This is a genomic window from Achromobacter insuavis (assembly GCF_902859645.1).
Lineage (GTDB): Bacteria > Pseudomonadota > Gammaproteobacteria > Burkholderiales > Burkholderiaceae_B > Achromobacter > Achromobacter insuavis.
Genome location: NZ_CADIJR010000026.1, coordinates 25603 through 43298, shown reverse-complemented (window position 1 = coordinate 43298; position 17696 = coordinate 25603). Strand labels below are relative to the sequence as shown.

The window sequence follows — 17696 nt, the reverse complement described above, 5'->3', positions numbered from 1 at the left end:
GAAAAGCCCGGGCTGTGATCAGCGGTTGTTCTGGTTGATACGGTCCTGCTTCTCGAGACGGTTATCCACGTACGCCTGGGCGCGCAGCTGGTCCAGCCAATCTTCGAAAGCGGGTTGGGCGCGGCGCTCGAACAGGGTCTGGCGGGCCTTCATGCGGGCCAGGTCGTCGGTGGCGTCGTGCTGGCGGCGCTCTTCGACCTGGATCAGGTGCCAGCCGAACGGCGTCTGGATGGGTTGGCTGATCTCGCCCGGCTTGAGCGCGTTCATCGCGGCCTCGAAGGTCGGCACGGTTTCGCCCGGGTTGAGCCAACCCAGATCGCCGCCCTGCGGCGCGGTCGCGTCCTGCGAGTACTGGCGCGCCATGTCGGCGAACTTGGCGTCGCCGGCCACCAGGCGCTGACGCACCTGTTCGAGGCGTTGGCGGGCCTGCTCATCGCTCATGACCGTCGAGGTCTTGATCAGGATGTGGCGCGCGTGCGTCTGCATCACTTCGACCGGACCCTGCGGCGCCTGGGCCTGGGGTTGCGGACGCGGCTGCGGCGCGGGCGCCGGTGCGGGCGCGCGGGCGGTGCGGCTGGGCGCCGGTTGCGCGGTGCCGCGGTCCATCACCTTGAGGATGTGGAAGCCGTTGCCGCTCTGGAGCAGCGTCGAGACCTGGCCCTTCTGCAGGTTGCCGAGGGCCTTGGCGAACAGGTCGGGCCAGCCGTCCAGCGGACGCACGCCCATGACGCCGCCCTGCAGGGCTTCGGGGCCGTCCGAGTTGGCGGCCGCCAGGCTGGCGAAATCATCGCCGCGCTTGGCGCGCGCCAGCAGGTCCTCGGCCTTCTTGCGCAACGCGGCCAGCTGGTCGGGCGACGAGCCTTCCGGCACGCGCACCAGGATCTGCGCCACGGCGTAAAGCATCGGGCCGGCCGGCGCGGCGGCCTGCTCGGGCGCGGCTTCCGGCTGCGGTTGCGGCTGGGCCTGCTGCGCCGACTGGGGCGCGGCGGCGAACGCCGGATTGCGGCGCTGGTCCTTCAGGAAGGCGTCGACCTCGGCGTCGGAAATGACGATGTTGGAGTCGACCGCACGCTGGCGCAGGCGATCGGAACGGATCTCGTCCTTCAGGGACTTGCGGTAGCTGTCCCAGGTCGTGCCGGACTTCTCGATTTCCTGGCGCAGTTGCGCCGCACTGATCTTGTTGCGCTCGGCGATGGTCTTGATGGCCTGATCGACCTGGGCATCGTCGACGCGGATGCCGAGACGATCGGCCTCGTGACGCTGCACCCGCTCCATGATGAGCCGCTGCAGCACCTGGTGCTGCAGGGTCTTGTCGTCGGGCACCTGGATGCCGCGCGTCTTCAGCTCACCGGCAATACGCAGCGACGCGTCGCGCAATTCGCGCAGGGTGATCACGTCCTTGTCGACCACGGCCGCAATGCCGTCGACGAACTGCTCTCCGGCGACGGGCGGCGCGGCTTTCTGCGCGGCCGGCGCATTCTTGGCGCCCTTGCCATTCGGCTCGGCCGCGTGCGCGGCGGAGAAAGCGGCGCAAACGGCCAGCAACAGCGCGTTGCCGGAGAAGCGACGCAAAGAGTGCAACCTACGCATCATTCATACCTTTCAAATGTGGTCCCGGCAGGCACAGGCGGGGTGATGCGCGAGTAACCGGGGATACTTCTGTTCAGCAGGTTCATCGGATCGGTTCCCAGAGAACCCAGTCCGGTCAGCTCCAGCTGGAAGAACAGCGCCGTGTTGGCGTCAGTGGCGGACACAGCGTAGCGCTGGAACACCATCCGGCCGACCCAGCAGCAATCGCCCTTGTATTCGAGGCCGGCGATGGCCTGCGTGATACGCGGGGAATCGGTGGTGCCGCTGACCGTGCTGGACGGGCCATTGCGCAGCGAGTAATCGACGCGGCCCACGCCATACCAGCGCTTGGTGAACGGCCATTGCACGGCCAGGCTGATCTGGTTCTGGCCTTGCGGCTGGTAGGCCACGCCGGTCTGCGGGTCGCGCTGGTAACGATAGGCCAGCGCCACCGTGGTCAGGCGCTGCGGCGACCAGCGGCCGCTGAGCAACGTGCGCGACCAGCGGTTGTCATAGGGGTTGTACTGCGCCGCCACGTCAGTCGTGAACGTGTCGGTCAGCGCGGCGCTGGCGCCCACCAGGAAATCGGAACGCACGTTCTCGCGCGGCGTCTCGCCCGGCAGCGTCACTTGCTGGTCAGCGAAGTACAGCCGCTGCGCCACCGCCAGTGACGCGCGCTCGAAGCCGGTGGAGGCGTCGAGCCAGCGCGTCGTCAGCGCGGCAGTCAACTGGTTGGCGTTGGAAATACGGTCCCAGCCACCGGTATAGATATTCTCGTCGAACGCCTGCGAGAAGCTGAAGTCGGACAGGGAGGTGTCGTAAACCGGGATTTTTGACTGATCGCGGTACGGCACTCGCAAGTAGTACAACCGCGGCTCCAGGGTCTGCGTCGATGCCTTGCCGAACAGCGTAGTGTCCCGTTCGAAGATCAGCCCGGTATCAAGCGACATAATCGGCACCGTACGCGACTGAGAGCGTGGGTAGCCAAAAGCCGTGCCTGCATTTGCCGTCCCCGAGTTCAGGCCAAGCCAATCACCGCTGTACCAATTGGTTTGATATTGGGTGTAGTTCACCCCGACCTTAGGCACAACAAACCAACCTGGGCGAACGATCGGATACGACACCGAGGGATAGCTCTGCAGACGGTCCCCGTTGGGACCATTGCGCCGGCCTAGCAGCAAAGGCTTGCTAAAGCGCACCGCCGTGGACGTCCAATCCACGTCGAAACCACCCCAGTCGTAGCGCGCGCCGCGCAGATAAATTTCCGGTTCTTTGTCGTAAGGCGGCGTCAGCAGTGCATCCGGATCTTGCAAGGTCTGATATTTGTAGACTTGAGCGTACGCGCTCCAGTAGGTCGACCCCCAGCCCACCCGCGCACGCTGAGGCAGATAGGTTGTGGAGGCCTGATTCAGACCCAATTGGGAAATATCCCGGAAATAGTTGTCGTCCGAGACCTTGGCGACATCCCAATCGGCGTAGAACCCATTCGAGAGTAACTGCTGATGACGCCACCAGTACATCCAGCGGTTCTCACCGGTAATGGTGTCGTTGGGCAGAAAGGCACCGTACAGACTGCCGGTGGAGTTCGGCAGGAGATAGCGGAATTCGCCCCCCATCTGCAGCCCCCGCTTGGAGAAGTAACGCGGCTGGATCGTGGCATCGTAGTTCGGCGCCAGGTTCAGGTAGTACGGCAGCGAGAAGTCGAAACCGCCCTTGCTGGTGGTGCCGTACGTCGGCATCAGGAAACCCGACTTGCGTTCCTTCTTGACCGGGAAGGTCATGTAGGGCGATGCCAGGATCGGCACGTCCTTGAAATACAGCACGCCGTTGCGGGCCACGCCTTCGTTTTCGTCGAAGTCGATGTCGACCGTCTTGGCCTTGATGTACCACGACGGCGTCTCGCACGAGCAGCCGCTGTAGGTGACCGTATGCAGCCGCATCTGCGACTTGCTGAAGATGTCGGCGTGTTCGGCCACGGCGAAACCGCCGGTGGCGCCCAGCCAGAAATTCGGTTTCTCGACTTCGCCGGAATACTTGTCGACGTTGAACTTGGCGTTGGGGCCGGTGACCAGAGTGCCGTCGCGCATCATGCGCGCGTTGCCCTGCACGTCCACCTCGCCGGTGTCCTTGCGGTAATTGATCCGGTCGCCCTTGATGACGCCGTCGATGCGGCGCACCTGGGCCGCGCCGGTCAGGGTCAGGTCGGAATCCGGATCCCCCTCGATGGAGTCCGCTTCCATATAGGCGGGAATGTTCCCGTCGGGCAGGCGGTGCACCCGCAGCCCGGGGGATGTGCGCAGCTCAGGGGCCGCGGTGATCGACGTCGACGAGGGAGCCGAACCTTGGCTGCCCTGGGCCTGAACGGCCCCGGCGACGCTGATAGCAGATAGGATCAACCACCGAACCTTGCGCACGAGTGAAAACAGCCCTTTTTGACGATGGGGGAACCAGGCAAGGGCGCCCGGCAAGGGCCCATGCTAACGGAAACGAGCCGGTATTATAGAGAAGCCGCGCCAGACGCCCAGCCTTATGTGCGCGCAACCCAATTTTCCGCAATATTGCCCTTCTGACACGGATCTTCCTTGAAAAACGATCATGACCCCCGCCTGGAGCAGATCCGCGCCTGGCTGCAAGGCCTGCCCGCCGCCCTGGGACTGGCGGTGGACAGCCTGCGCCCCGCTTCCGCCGACGCCAGTTTCCGCCGCTATTTCCGCCTGGACGCCGCCGGCCGCACCCTGATCGTGATGGACGCGCCGCCCCAGCATGAGGACTGCCGCCCGTTCCTGCACGTGGACCAGTTGCTGCGCGACGCCGGCCTGAACGTGCCCGACGTGATCGCGCAGGACCTCGACCAGGGCCTGCTGCTGCTGTCCGACCTGGGCGAGCAGACCTATTACCAGCGCATCCAGGACGGCGTGGACGACGCCCGCCTGCAATCGATGTACCGCGACGCCCTGGCGGCGCTGGTGCGCCTGCAGCAGGCCCGGACCACCGGCCTGGCCCGGTACGACACCGGGCGGCTGGCCGACGAACTCAAGCTGTTCCCCGAGTGGTACGTGCAGAAGCACCATGGCGCCACGCTCGACGACAAGACCGCGCAGGCCCTGGAAAAAATCTTCGCGCTGCTCTCGGCCAGCAACGGCAACCAGCCCACCGTGCTGGTGCACCGCGATTACCACTCGCCCAACCTGATGGTCTGCGACCAGCCGCAATACGGCCCCAATCCCGGCGTCATCGACTTCCAGGACGCCCTGGCCGGCCCCATCACCTATGACCTGGCGTCGCTGGTGACGGACGCCCGCACCACCTGGGAAGAGCCGCAACAGCTCGACTGGGCCATCCGCTACTGGGAAATGGCGCGCGCCGCCGGCCTGCCGGTCGACGCCGACTTCGCCGAATTCCATCGCGCCTATGAATGGATGGGCCTGCAGCGCAACCTGCGGATCCTGGGCGTCTTCGCCCGTCTGAACCACCGCGACGGCAAGGCCCACTACCTGGCCCACATGCCCCGCGTGAACGGCTACGTGCGCCAGGTGGCGCAGCGCTATGGCGTCTTCACGCCCCTGCTGCGCCTGCTGGACCAGCTCGACGACCGGCAGGTCAGCGTCGGATACACCTTCTGATGCGGGCCATGATCCTTGCCGCGGGCCGCGGCGAACGCATGCGCCCGCTGACCGACCGCCTGCCCAAGCCGCTGCTGCCGGTGGGCGGCAAGCCCCTGATCGCCTGGCACCTGGATCGGCTGGCCGCGGCCGGCTTCCAGGACGTGGTCATCAACCACGCCTGGCTCGGCCACGAGATCGAGCGCGCGCTGGGCGACGGCGCGGCCTTCGGCCTGCGGATCCGCTACTCGCCCGAGGCCACCGCCCTGGAAACCGCCGGCGGCATCGCCCAGGCGCTGCCGCTGCTGGGGCCTGACCCGTTCCTGGTGATCAACGGCGACATCTGGTGCGACTGGGATCCCGCCGCCGCGCCGGCCCTGGCGGCCGCGCTGCCGCCCGCCGGCGCCTGGCTGCTGATGGCCGACAACCCGCCGCAGCACCCGGATGGCGATTTCACCCTCACGGCCGACGGCCGGGTCGAGGACGGCGGCGAGGCCCGTTTGACCTTTTCCGGCATCGGCGTCTACCATCCCATGCTGTTCGCGGACATTGCCCACGGCACCGCCGCGCGGCTCGCGCCCCTGCTCCGGCAAGCCATGGAACAGGACCGCGTCCGCGGCGCCCGCCACGCCGGCCGATGGGCCGACATCGGCACCCCCCAGCGGCTGGCCGACCTCGACGCCGAACTCCGTGCCGGCACGCGGTGAGGCCCGGCCAATGCCCACATATTTCACAATATCAAGGTGCGCAACGAGGCTTGTCCGCGCGCCCATCGCCCCGGGTTAACCGGGTATTCTCTGACGCTTTGGCCAGTGCGCGCGGCGCCCGGCCAGGCAACACACAGGACGTTTTCTAGGAATGGGGATGTTTGGAAGATCGCAACGGGCCGTATTCAAGCCCTCCGTATACCAACCCGGCCAACGCACGCGCCGCATGCCGCGCTGGCTGGTCCTGCTGCTGGTGGGCATCGCCCTGGGCGCGGGCGGCGTGCTCTTCCTGCAGACCAACTACGGCCCGCAACGGCTGACCGTGGAACAATCCGAGCAGTTGCACAGCGAACTGAGCGCCTCCAAGCTCGAGAACCAGCGCCTGCAAAGCCAGCTCGAAGAAGCCACGCAGCAGCGCGACGCCAACAAGTCCGGCCACGAAAAACTCACCACCGACCTGGCCGACACTCGCGCCAAGCTGGAAACCCTGAACAAGGAACTGGTCCTGTTCCAGGACGCCATGCCGCCCGATCCCCGCGGCGGCAACCTGGGCATCCGCTCGGCCACCTTCAAGCGCCAGCCCGGCCTGCTCGACTACCAGGTGCTGGTGATGCGCGAAGAGCGCAATGGCGCGCCGTTCAAGGGCACGCTCACCTTCTCCATCGACGGCAGCTACCCCAACGGCCGCGCCGCCACCATCACCCCGGAAGGCCCGACCCTCAACGTCGACCGCTACGACTACGCGCTGGGCCAGCTGAAGCTGCCCGACGGCTTCAGCCCCAAGGTCGTGGTGCTGCGCGTCATGGACGGCGGCCAGAAGCAGCAGGCCATGCGCATCTACTACGTGCGCAACTGAGCTTCACCGCCCCGTCAGAAGAACCCGCCCGCCCCGGCGGGTTTTTTTTGATCCGACGAAATAGTTGCGCACACAACTAACTCGGCGATATAGTTGCGTAAACAACCAATATCCCGGAGACACCATGACGCCACCCGCCCGCGTGCCCGTCCTGATCGTCGGCGGCGGTCCGGTCGGGCTCACCCTGGCCACGCTGCTGGCGCATTACGGCATTGCCTCGCTCACGCTCGAGGCCGACGACGGCTATTGCAGCGGCAGCCGCGCCATCTGCATCTCGCGCCGCTCGCAGGAAATCCTGGGCTGGGCCGGCGCCGACGCGGCGCTGACCGCCACCGGCCTGCCCTGGAGCGGCGGCCGCAGCTACTACCGCGACCGCGAAGTGCTGCACTTCGAAATGCCGCACGACCCGACGCAGCGCTTCGCGCCCATGGTCAACATCCAGCAGTACTTCGTCGAGGAATACGCGCACCAGGCCATGCTGCGTCAGCCCGGCCACGCAACACTGCAATGGTCCGCCCGCGCCATCGCGGTGCGGCCGGGCCCCGACGGCGTGGACGTCGAGGCCGAGATCGACGGCCAGCGCCACGCCGTGCGCGCCGACTGGCTGGTGGCCTGCGATGGCGGCCGCAGCAGCGTGCGCGACGCGCTGGGCCTGAAGCTGGAAGGCATGCAGTACGAAGGCCGCTACGTGATCGTCGATATCGAACAGGCGTCCGACCGCCCCGTCGAACGGCTGGCCTGGTTCGATCCGCCCTCCAATCCCGGCTCCACCCTGCTGATGCACCGCCAGCCCGGCAACGTCTGGCGCGTCGACTACCAGATCCGCGACGACGAGGATGCCGCCGAGGCGGTCAAGCCCGAGAACGTGCTGCCGCGGGTGCAGAGCCACCTCGACATGATTGGCGAGACGGCGCCGTGGAAGCCGCTCTGGATCTCCCTCTACAACGCCAAATGCCTGACGCTGGAGCGCTACCGCCACGGCCGCGTGCTGTTCGCGGGCGACGCCGCCCACCTGGTGCCGATCTTCGGCGTGCGGGGCCTGAACTCCGGACTGGACGACGCCGGCAACCTCGCCTGGAAACTGGCCTGGGTGCTGCGCGGCCAGGCGTCCGAACACTTGCTCGACAGCTACAGCGGCGAGCGCGTCCACGCCACCCGCCAGAACCTGGCCTACGGCGCCAAGAGCACCGAATTCATGGCGCCGCCGGATTTCGGCTTCCGCCTGATGCGCGAAGCCGCGCTGCGGCTGGCGCTGACCGACGAGCGCGCGCGCCCGCTGATCAACCCGCGCCAGTCCGCGCCCATCTCGTATGACGGCTCGCCGCTGAACCTGGCCGACGGCGCACAGGACCAACATCCTGCCGCCGCCCCCGGACAGCCCGCGCCCGACCTGCTGCTGGCCGATGCCGACGCGGCGCCGCGCTACCTCAGCGCCTGCTTCGGCCAGGGCTTCGTGCTGCTGGCCTGCGCCCCCGATGCCGCCGCGGCCCGGAACCTGCAGGCGCTCGCGGCCGCCACCCGGCAAAGCCCGCGGCCGTTGCAGGCCATCGCCGTGGACGGACCGGCGCCCGGCGCCTGGCGCGACCCGCACCGCCACCTGCGCGAGCGCTTCGGCGCCCAGCCCGGCACGGTCTGGCTGCTGCGGCCGGACGGCTACGTGCTCGGCCGCTGGGCCACGGCGGACGAGCGCGTCCTGCGCGCCGCGTTGGCGCCTTACTACCCGATGATCGAACCCGCGCCGCAGGAGCCGCAAGCATGAGCAACGATGAACTGGACCAGGTCTACACCCTGATGGCGCAGACCCTGACCCGCGTCGGCCCCGCGCAGGCGCCGCTGTTCCTGTCGATCCTGGGACTGTCGGCGCTGGCGCGCCTGCCCGATGCCCAGGCCGCCACGGCCCTGCTGGCGCAGGCCGAGGCGGCCTGCGCCGCCCCTGTGGCACACTATCCCGCCGCCACCGCCGACCACCCGACGTGACCACGCCCGCCCTCGAACGATTCCTGACCTACCGCCTGCACGTGATCAACAAGATCACCGACCGCGACACGAATCGTGCCTACCTGGAAGACTGCGGCATCCCGCTGGGCGAAGCGCGTTGCCTGGCCGCGATCGGCCGCTACGCGCCGCTATCGGTCAACGACCTGGCGCTGGCCGCCAACCTGAACAAGGGGCAGGCGAGCCGTTCGGCGCAGGCCCTGGTCGAACGCGGCCTGATCGAGAAAAAGGATTCGGCGGCCGACGGCCGCGGCGTAGTGCTGTCGCTGACAACGGCCGGCGATACCCACTACCGGCGCATCATCGACCTGATCGCGCGCCGCAACCAGGAAATCTTCGGCTGCCTCAGCGCCGACGAGCAGCGCCAGCTGGGCGACATGCTCGACCGCCTGATCGCGCACCAGCGCGACCCATCCGGCGCGCGCGAGGACTGATCCGTCTACGCCGCCGCTTTCGGCGTGGTGGCGCCCATCTGCGCGGCGGCCTCGTCCATGAACTGCGCCATGCGCACGTCCAGCTCGGTCACGCCGCCGGCATCGTGCGTGGTCAGCATCACGTCGACCCGGTTGTAGACGTTGGTCCATTCGGGATGATGGTTCAGCTTCTCGGCGAACATCGCCACCCGCGCCATGAACCCGAAGGCGGCGTTGAAATTGGCGAAGCGGAAGCGCTTTTCGATCGCGTCGCGCATCGCGACGGCCTGCCAACCGGACAGGGCCGCGACCGCGATGTCGGTGCCGATACGGGCAGGGGGAAACATGCTCATGGCGAACTCCAGGAAAGGCCAGGAAAGAGCGCCGCGCCGTTCGCGCCGGCAACGGCCCGGCGCGCCATCGCGGCCGGCGGCATGCCGCCGGCGCACGGCGGGCGCGGCGCCCGCATGCTACTACTGCTTGACCGCGTACAGGTAGATCTCGACCCGGCGGTTCAGCGCCCGGCCGTCGGCGGTGGCGTTGTCGCCGATCGGGTCGTTGGGCCCGCGCCCTTCGATCGTCAGCCGCGTCGCCGCCACGCCCTGCCGCGACAGATAGTCCGTGACGCTGCGCGCCCGGTTCACCGACAAAGTCTGGTTGTGCGCCAGCGAGCCCGTGCTGTCCGTGTGGCCCACCACCTTGGCGCGCAGCTCGGGATGCTGGTTGAGCGAGCGCGCCACGCTGTCCAGCACCGGCAGCAGCGCCGGCTTGAGGGCGGTCTTGTCGGTATCGAACGACACGTTGCTCGGAATGTTGACCTTCAGGCTGCCATCCGGCATCTCGACCACGTCGATGCCCAGCGAGGTCGCCCCCGACTGCTGCACGTCTTCCTTCACCACCTTCCAGTTGTAGCCAATCAGGCCGCCGGCCACGGCGCCGATGCCGGCGCCGACCGCCGCGCCGGTGCCATGGCCGATCAGGGCGCCGATGCCGGCCCCCACGGCCGCGCCCGCCCCGGTTCCCACCGCGGTGTTGGTCTGCTGCTGCGTGGCGCACCCCGCCACCAGCACACCCGTTGCCGCGACTACAGCGATACGCTTGAGCATTGTTCTTGATTGCATGACAACCTCCACGATCCTGTCGGTGCGCCGGCACGATGCCGGCTGAATCATGTTAAGGCCAGTCCCGCCCCCTGCGTGACCCAAAGGTACGCAACATTTTGTACCGCGCCAGGCCGGACGCCCCGTTGCCGGCCCGGCCAGGGCTCCGTTCAATCCCGATACGCCCTCAGTGCCCGCTCCCGAACCCGGCCAGCCACGGCAGCGCGTCATCCAATCGCGGCGACTGCGCCTCCGGCGCCGGCGCGCCTTCAGGCAGGGCCAGGCCCACACGGTTGTGCCAATAGGTGCGCAGCCCAACCTTGCTGGTGCCGAACAGGTCGTAGCCCGAGCCCGCCACGAACGCCGCCTGCGCGGGCGGGATCTCCAGCCGCGCCAGCGCCAGTTGGTAGGGCCGGGGATCCGGCTTGTAGTAGCCCGCCTCTTCCGAGGTCACCACCACGTCCCAGTCCACCCCCAGCAGGGCGGCCGCGCGATGGCCCAGGCGCCGCGAACAGTTGGTGACCACCCCCAGCCGGCAATGCGGCCGCAGCGCCTGCAACAACTCGCGCGCGCCGTCCCAGGCCGGCAGCCGCTCCCATCCCGCCTCCAGCGCCGCCGGCGCGCTGGCCGGCAGCCCCACGGCCGAGGCGGCGGCCTCGACCAGTTGCTCATAGGGCTGGTACGCGCCGCAGCCGTAGGTCAGGCGCAGATACTCGGCGCGCCAGGCGCGGCCACGCGCCTCCGAGCCGGCCGCGGCATTCCATACCGTCCAGGAATCCAGCAGCGCGGTCAACAGGTCGAACAGCACCGCGCGGGGATAGGCGGCGGACGGGGCAACTACGGGCATGGCGGCACTCCTTGGATTCGATGCCGTCACTATAGAGACGGCATCGCTCGCCGTGATTTAGCCTGGATGCAATCACCATTCAGTCCAGGCTTAATCCGGCCGCGCCCGCCAGCCATGCGGCCCGGACGTCGGGACACGCCCGCCGCGCGACGACGGTCCCATCGGAGTCCCGGCAATTGCATTTGCAATTCCATCGGGCAACGATACAATCGTCCGTCAAACGATTGCAATTGCAATTATTCAACCATCGGGCGCGTCGGCAGCGGACTGCCCCGCGCCGCCCACCTCCGGACCTCGCAGCATGCGTCTCTTGAACATCGTGTCTTCGCCTCGCGGCGCCCGCTCGGCGTCGATCGCCATCGCCCAGTCGTTCCTGGCCGCCTGCGGCCAGGCCCACCCCGGTCTCGAGGTCGACACCTTGAATGTGTGGGAAGAAGACTTGCCCGATTTCGACAGCCGGGCGATCGGCGCCAAGTACAAGGGCGTCTCGAAAACCCCGCTGGACGACGCCGAGACCACGATCTGGGCCCGCATCACCGAGCTCGCCGGCCGTTTCCAGCAGGCGGACCGGATCGTGCTCGGCGTGCCGATGTGGAATTTCGACTATCCCTACAAGCTCAAGCAGCTCATCGACCTGGTCAGCCAGCGCGGCATGCTGTTCGGCTTCGACGGCCAGGCCTACAGCCCGCTGCTCAGCATCCCGCGCGCCCTGGTGATCCACGTGCGCGGCCAGAGCCACGATCCCGCCGCCTACCCGGCCAGCCCCGGCTTCGCGCACCAGGCCGACTACCTCGACTTCTGGCTGAAGTTCATCGGCGTCAAGGACGTCCGGCGCCTGATGGTCGAGCACACCTGGGACGCCCTGGGCGCGGACACCATCGCGCAGGCCAAGGTCCGGGCGGCCGCAATCGCGCGCGAGTTCTAGCGCCGCGCCGGCAGCCAGCGGCCGCCGGCCGCCGGCCGCCCGCATCACATGCGCGCGCTCAGCGTCAGCATCACGTTGCGCGGGTCGCCGTAGTAGTTGCTGATGCCGGTGGCGTCGACCTTCTTGTAGTAGACCTTGTCGAAGATGTTGTTGACGTTCAGCTGCAGGCGCAGGTTCTTGTTGAAGTCGTAACTCGCCATCGCGTTGTAGATCGCGAACCCGGCCTGGCGCGCCGTGATGCCGCGCGCGCTGGCGTAGGTGTCGCTCTGGGCCTGCACCCCGGCGCCAAGCGTCAACCCGCGCAATTGGCCCGGCAGGCGATAGGTGGTGAACACGCGCAGCAGGTGGCGCGGGTCGAGCGTGCGGATCGGCTGGCCGACGTTGCTGGCGGTCGAATCGCTCAGGTACTTGGTGCGGGTGTTGGTATACCCGGCCATGATCTGCCAGTCGGGCGTGACCTCGCCGCTCACTTCCAGTTCCCACCCCTCGCTGCGGGTCTTGCCGCCGGCGACCTTGCAATAGCCCGTGGGGTAATTGGGCAGGCAAGGATTGGCGCTGCCCGCGTCGTCCATGGCCCGGCCCACATTGTTGATGCGGAACACCGACAGCGCGGCATTCAGGCGGCCATCGTAGAAGGCGCCCTTGATGCCGGCCTCGTAGTCCTCGCCGCGGATCGGCTCCAGCAGATTGCCGCCGCTGTCATAGGCTTGCTGCGGCGTAAAGATCTCGCTGTAGCTGCCGTACACGCTGAAATTCTCGTTGAGGTCGTAGACCAGGCCGGCATACGGCGTGATCTCGCGGTCGATGCTGTACTGGGTCGTGCCCTGCAGCACTTCATAGTCCCACCACGTGGCGCGCGCGCCCACCAGCAACGTCAGCGGATCGGCCAGCGAGATGCGGCCCAATGCGTACAGCGCCTGCTGCTTGGTGCGATTGTTGCTGGCTTCGTAGAACGAACCGCCGGTCGTGCCCTGCGGCTCCGGATACGTGCTCGACGGATCCCAGTCGCGGATGTCGATGTTGTTCTTCGGCCCCACATTGAAATAACCGCTGGAGTTGGTCTGCCGCACGTAGCTGCTCTCGGCCCCCAGGGTCAGGTGGTGCGTGCGCCCGAACAGTTCGACCGGACCATTGGCGGTCAGCGAAACGCCGTTCTGGTCGCTGGCGCTGCTCGGATAGATCGAGGTGGTGACGTTGTACAGATAGGGATTGGTCGTGCTGGCGCGGGTGATGTACGACTGCTTGAAGCCGCCGTCGAAATAGCGAAAGCGCGTGTTCATCGCGGTCGCCTTCACTTCCCAGCCGCCGTCGAAGCGGTGCTCCAGTTCGAGCATGGCCTGGTCGTTGTAGCGGTTCCAGTGGTTCCAGTCCGCGCCCAGGTAGGTGCTGCGGCCCAGCTTCAGGTCCGAGCCGTCGAAACCGCGCGGCAGCCCGCCCCAGGCGCCGGTGGCCTTGAGCTCGGTGTGCTGGAACGACCCGGTCAGCGTGGTGCGGTCGGTCAGGTCTGCCTGCAGCACGCCGTAGAACACCTTGCGGTGCTCGTAGCGGGCATCCTGGAAGAAGTCCTTGTTGTCGGCGACCGCGACCACCCGGCCGCGCAGCGTGCCGCTGTCGTTGAAGGCCCCCGAGATGTCGGCCTCGGCGCGGCGGCGGTCCCACGAGCCCACCGTCACGTCGGCGCTGGCCTGGAACTCGCGCGTCGGACGCTTGCGCACCAGGTTCACCGTCGCCGACGGATTGCCCGAGCCGCGCAGGATGCCGGCCGACCCGCGCAGGATCTCGACCCGGTCGAGCACCGCCGTGTCGGGCTGGATGAAGTTCGAACCGGCCTGGTACATGTTCATGCCGTCGACCTGCAGCGAATCGATGGCGAAGCCGCGCGAGTAGTAGCTCACCCGCTCGCTGTCGGTGTAGTCGACGGTGACGCCGGGCACGTTCTGCAGCACGTCGTGCAGATCCGGCAGCTTGCGGTCGTCGAGCAACTGGCGCGACACGATGGTCACCGGCTGCGGCGTGTCGCGCACCGACTGGGCGCCCTTGAAGATCGTGGTGGCCGAGCCGCCATAGGCGCCCGAGCCTTCGGTCGAGGCCGGATTGAAGCCCTGGGCGGTGATCCTGACCGGCGCCAGCACGGTCGCGTCGCCGCTGGCCAGCGGGCGCGCCTCCAGGATGTAGGCGCCATTGGCCATGCGGCGGGCCTGCCAGCGCGTGCCGGCCAGCACCTGCCGCAGTCCGTCCTCCACGCCATAGCTGCCCTGCACGCCGGACGATGACTCATTGCGCAGCGCGTCGGCATCGAACGTCAGCGCAATGCCCGCCTGGCTCGCGAACCGGTTGACGACGTCGACCAGCGGGCCGGCGGACAGGCTGTAATGCTGCTGCGAAGCGCCGGCGGCGGCCGGCGCGGCCTGCGCGTGCGCCACGGACGTCTGCAACGACCAGGCGGCGGCAAGGATCAGGACCAGCCGCCTGGGCGTCAACACGGCGCGGGACGGGGAAGCGGCTTGGACAGGCGAAGTGAAGAGGGGCATCGAGGAAAATCCGGCTGAGTGAATGGCTTCCTGGTAGGCCGATCCAGGACTCGCCAACCGGAACCTCGATTGGAAACAAGATGTATCAGACCGAACGGATCGGCCCCCTGGCGCGGGGAACGATCCACGTGACGTAGCGCGTCATGCGCCGGATCTCGACCGGGTAGCTGTTCTCCAGCGCATCCAGGGCAAGATCGGCGTTCGCCAGCGGAAATGTGCCCGACACCGGCAGTTCCGCCAGGCTGTCATCCAGCAGCAGCCAGCCCGGCCGATAGGCGCGCAGGCGCGCGACGAACTGGCCCAGCGGCATCTTGACCGCCACCAGCGATCCCGTGCGCCACACCGCGAACCACTCGCTGCGCACATGACGCGGCGGCGCGACCTCGGTGGCGGAGAAGTCCGCCCACTGGTGCGCGTCCACCTGGCGCGCGCCCGCCCGGCCGTCGCGCGGCACGACGCGCACGGCCTGCGCGTTGACCCGCACCTGGCCATGGCCGTCACCGACACACACGACAAATTCAGCGCCCGCGGCATGCACGTCGCCGAATTCGGTCTGCACCACCACCGCCAACGAGGCGTCGCCGCGCTCGCCCGCCGCATTGACATACACGCGGCCGTTGCGCAGCAGGATCCGGCTTGCGCCCTCGTCGTAGACCACGTCGGCGGCGCTGTCCGTATCCAGCACGGCCACCGTGCCGTCCCGCAAGGGCAACCGCGAGATCTGCCCGACCGCGGTGCTGAATTCGGCATTCCAACGACGCCAGGCCTGCGGCGCCTGCATTGCCAGCATGCCCAGGGGCAGGCAGGCGGCGCCCGCCACGGCCAGGCGCAAAATCTGCCTGCGCCCGCTGTCGGTGCCCTGCAGGGTCGCCATCGCGACCTGCTTGCACGCCACATCCGAAAAGCAGCGCTGCACCGCCTCGACCTTGGTCCAGGCCTGGCGATTCTCCGGACAGGCCTCCAGCCATTGCTGCCAGGCGGCGCGCATCTGTTCGTCATGCTGCGGCGCCATCAGGCGGGCAAACCATTGCGCGGCCTGCCGCGCCGCTTCGCGCTCACGCGCTTTCGCAGTCCGGATCATGGCGCGGTCAATCCAGCATGTCGCAGCAGCGCGCCATGGCGCGCGCCATGTAGTCGCCCACGGTGCGCACGGACACGCCCAGGCTCGCGGCGATCACGGGATAGGAGGCGCCCTCGATCATCGCCATCAGGAAGGCCGCCTTGACCTTGCGGCCCAGGCCGTCGAGCATGCGGTCCAGGCGGACCAGCCGCTCCATGACCAGCGCCTGCTCCTCCAGCGACGGGTGATGCGTCTCGGGCAGGCTTTCGAGCACCTGCAGGTAGGCCTGCTCGAGCGCGCGGCGGCGCCACAGATCGATCAGCAGGCCGCGCGCGATGGTCGCCAGATAGGAACGCGGCTCGCGCAGCGTGGCGGCCACGTTCGATTGCAGTACGCGGATGAAGGTGTCCTGCGCCAGGTCGGCGGCGTCATGCCGGTCGTCCACGCGCACGCGCAGCCAACCGGTCAACCACGAGTGATGGGCGCGGTACAGGTCGGAGACGGTCTGCTGGGAATCAGGGCACAGAGCCCCCTCTGTGCTTGGAGGCGGGGACATGCGAGGAAGACGGCACTATTCACAATCAATAATCAATCTTATTCGCATTGTTTCGAATCCTCCAAGCCGGAAGACGAAATCTGATGTGTGTTGTGGCATGTACGCCGCATTGATGGCCTGCGTTCGCATGCAACGATCGATGAGCGTGCCGTGCTGGTTGGTGTCCGGCCGTCGTTGGTGTCCGGCTGTTGTGGTGTATCGCGTGGGGGATTGGCGTTGAAGGCCTGGCTTTGGCGCCCGACGAGCGACGAGCGACGAGCGACGGGACGACACGGGATCGCGCGGAACATGAAAAAGGCCGTCGACGTTGAACGTCGACGGCCTTTGAAATTCTGGTGGGCTGTGAGTGGCTCGAACACTCGACCTACGGATTAAGAGTCCGCTGCTCTACCAACTGAGCTAACAGCCCTGCATGTTCATTCACAACTGCTTGGGTAACGCCGCTTTCGCGTTGTTGCCGCTGCGTTGTTGTGTTTGACCAGCGAAGAAGCGAGATTATAGGGACCTTTTTTTATTTGTGCAAGTCGATTGCCGATCGGCCGCAAAAAAAGTCGCAGGCCTCTCGCAGCCGAGCCGCCGATCACGCCCGGCCTTCCGCCGAAACGGGCCGCCTGTCACGCGCGGCGCGCCGCGGCATCAGGCCGCTTAGACGGGGCTGGGGATCGCGCCGCGGATCAAGCCGCGTACCCGCCATCCACCGCCAGGCTCGCGCCCGTCACGTAGCGTCCGTCGGGACCGGCCAGGAACGCCACCATGCCGGCAATGTCGCGCACTTCGCCGTAGTGCGGCAACGACAGCACCGCCACCAGGTCGCCCGCGTGCTCGCCGGCAGCCGGGTTCATGTCGGTGTCGATCGGGCCCGGATGCACCACGTTGGCGGTGATGCCGCGCGCGCCCAGGTCGCGCGCCACGCCGCGGGTCATGCCCAGCAACGCCGACTTGCTGGCCGAGTACAGCGTCACGCCGGCGCGGCCCGAGCGCTCGGCCAGGCAGCTGCCGATGTTGATGATGCGGCCGCCATCCGGCATCGCGGCCTGCGCCGCCTGGATCGCGACGAAAGGCGCGCGCACATTGATGTTCATCGTGCGGTCGTAGTCCTCCAGCGTGACCTCGTCCAGCGGGCCGGCCAGGAAGATGCCGGCGTTGTTCACCAGCACGTCCACCGGCCCCAGTTCGCCGATGGCCTGCTCCACCGCCCGCCGCACTTGCGCCGGATCGGCCGAGTCGGCCTGGATGGCGCGCGCGCGCCGGCCGTCCGCTTCGAGTTCGCGTGCCAATGCCTGCGCCGTGTCGCGCGACGCGGCGCTGACGTACGTGAAGGCCACGTCCGCGCCTTCGGCCGCCAGGCGGCGCACGATCGCCGCGCCGATGCCGCGGCTGCCGCCGGTCACGAAAGCCACTTTTCCGTTCAGGTTCTGCATGGGTCTACCTTAATTTGTAGTGTTCAGTACAAATATCATCAACCGACGGCGGCCAGGCGTCAATGATTTTTTTATCAATCAACACAAAATAGCTCTCGCGGGTAAAATCGGATT

General features: G+C 67.6%; 16 protein-coding genes and 1 tRNA gene. 7 read left to right on the top strand and 10 right to left on the bottom strand.

Going from position 1 to position 17696, the window contains the following annotated elements; translation table 11 throughout:
- Positions 1-18: 18 nt before the first annotated feature.
- Positions 19-1593 (bottom strand): peptidylprolyl isomerase, encoded by a 1575-nt coding sequence (locus tag H0523_RS15160; RefSeq protein ID WP_054433555.1) that lies wholly within the window; start codon positions 1591-1593, stop codon positions 19-21.
- Positions 1590-3983, bottom strand: coding sequence for an LPS-assembly protein LptD (locus tag H0523_RS15155; RefSeq protein WP_054433554.1), 2394 nt, complete (start codon positions 3981-3983; stop codon positions 1590-1592). The genes H0523_RS15160 and H0523_RS15155 overlap by 4 nt, the downstream gene beginning before the upstream one ends.
- Before the next feature lie 168 nt (positions 3984-4151).
- Between H0523_RS15155 and H0523_RS15150 the strand changes: the two genes are divergently transcribed.
- The 6 genes from H0523_RS15150 to H0523_RS15125 all read left to right on the top strand — a co-directional run bounded on the left by H0523_RS15150 (position 4152) and on the right by H0523_RS15125 (position 9163).
- Positions 4152-5192 carry an aminoglycoside phosphotransferase family protein gene (locus H0523_RS15150; protein WP_054433553.1) on the top strand — a complete coding sequence of 347 codons (1041 nt, stop codon included), beginning with the start codon at positions 4152-4154 and terminating at the stop codon, positions 5190-5192.
- Positions 5192-5878, top strand: coding sequence for an N-acetylmuramate alpha-1-phosphate uridylyltransferase MurU (murU, locus tag H0523_RS15145; protein ID WP_054433552.1), 687 nt, complete (start codon positions 5192-5194; stop codon positions 5876-5878). The genes H0523_RS15150 and murU overlap by 1 nt, the downstream gene beginning before the upstream one ends.
- 157 nt (positions 5879-6035) lie before the next feature.
- Positions 6036-6734: a DUF6776 family protein gene (locus H0523_RS15140; protein ID WP_054433551.1), complete on the top strand. Its 699-nt coding sequence runs from the start codon at positions 6036-6038 to the stop codon at positions 6732-6734.
- Positions 6735-6858: 124 nt separating this feature from the next.
- Positions 6859-8493 carry an FAD-dependent monooxygenase gene (locus tag H0523_RS15135; RefSeq protein ID WP_054433550.1) on the top strand — a complete coding sequence of 545 codons (1635 nt, stop codon included), beginning with the start codon at positions 6859-6861 and terminating at the stop codon, positions 8491-8493.
- Entirely contained in the window at positions 8490-8711 is a 222-nt protein-coding gene (locus tag H0523_RS15130) for a hypothetical protein (protein WP_054433549.1), read from the top strand. The genes H0523_RS15135 and H0523_RS15130 overlap by 4 nt, the downstream gene beginning before the upstream one ends.
- Positions 8708-9163 carry a MarR family winged helix-turn-helix transcriptional regulator gene (locus H0523_RS15125; protein WP_054433548.1) on the top strand — a complete coding sequence of 152 codons (456 nt, stop codon included), beginning with the start codon at positions 8708-8710 and terminating at the stop codon, positions 9161-9163. Before H0523_RS15130 ends, H0523_RS15125 begins: the two co-directional genes overlap by 4 nt.
- A 5-nt stretch (positions 9164-9168) precedes the next feature.
- On the opposite strand, the gene H0523_RS15120 is transcribed toward H0523_RS15125, so the two are convergent.
- The 3 genes from H0523_RS15120 to H0523_RS15110 all read right to left on the bottom strand — a co-directional run bounded on the left by H0523_RS15120 (position 9169) and on the right by H0523_RS15110 (position 11089).
- The gene (locus H0523_RS15120) at positions 9169-9495 is read right to left on the bottom strand and encodes a 4a-hydroxytetrahydrobiopterin dehydratase (RefSeq protein ID WP_054433547.1); all 327 of its coding nucleotides are present in this window, start codon (positions 9493-9495) and stop codon (positions 9169-9171) included.
- A 120-nt stretch (positions 9496-9615) separates the two neighbouring features.
- A complete protein-coding gene (locus tag H0523_RS15115; RefSeq protein ID WP_054433546.1) occupies positions 9616-10263 on the bottom strand; it encodes a YiaD family glycine zipper/OmpA-like lipoprotein in 648 nt (215 codons plus the stop codon).
- 166 nt (positions 10264-10429) lie between these two features.
- The gene (locus H0523_RS15110; RefSeq protein WP_054433545.1) at positions 10430-11089 is read right to left on the bottom strand and encodes an HAD family hydrolase; all 660 of its coding nucleotides are present in this window, start codon (positions 11087-11089) and stop codon (positions 10430-10432) included.
- 301 nt (positions 11090-11390) lie between these two features.
- Between H0523_RS15110 and H0523_RS15105 the strand changes: the two genes are divergently transcribed.
- Entirely contained in the window at positions 11391-12014 is a 624-nt protein-coding gene (locus H0523_RS15105) for an FMN-dependent NADH-azoreductase (protein WP_054433544.1), read from the top strand.
- Between the two features lie 44 nt (positions 12015-12058).
- Here the strand turns inward: H0523_RS15105 and H0523_RS15100 are convergent, their stop codons facing one another.
- From H0523_RS15100 to H0523_RS15080, 5 genes are all read right to left on the bottom strand, one after another.
- Positions 12059-14545 (bottom strand): TonB-dependent siderophore receptor, encoded by a 2487-nt coding sequence (locus H0523_RS15100; protein ID WP_231689936.1) that lies wholly within the window; start codon positions 14543-14545, stop codon positions 12059-12061.
- An 85-nt stretch (positions 14546-14630) separates the two neighbouring features.
- Positions 14631-15626 (bottom strand): DUF4880 domain-containing protein, encoded by a 996-nt coding sequence (locus H0523_RS15095; RefSeq protein ID WP_054433542.1) that lies wholly within the window; start codon positions 15624-15626, stop codon positions 14631-14633.
- Between the two features lie 7 nt (positions 15627-15633).
- Complete coding sequence (locus H0523_RS15090; RefSeq protein ID WP_104021621.1) at positions 15634-16131, bottom strand: sigma-70 family RNA polymerase sigma factor; 498 nt, start codon at positions 16129-16131, stop codon at positions 15634-15636.
- Positions 16132-16494: 363 nt separating this feature from the next.
- A tRNA-Lys gene (locus tag H0523_RS15085) sits at positions 16495-16570 on the bottom strand.
- Positions 16571-16835: 265 nt separating this feature from the next.
- Complete coding sequence (locus H0523_RS15080; protein ID WP_054433540.1) at positions 16836-17582, bottom strand: SDR family NAD(P)-dependent oxidoreductase; 747 nt, start codon at positions 17580-17582, stop codon at positions 16836-16838.
- Positions 17583-17696: the final 114 nt, after the last annotated feature.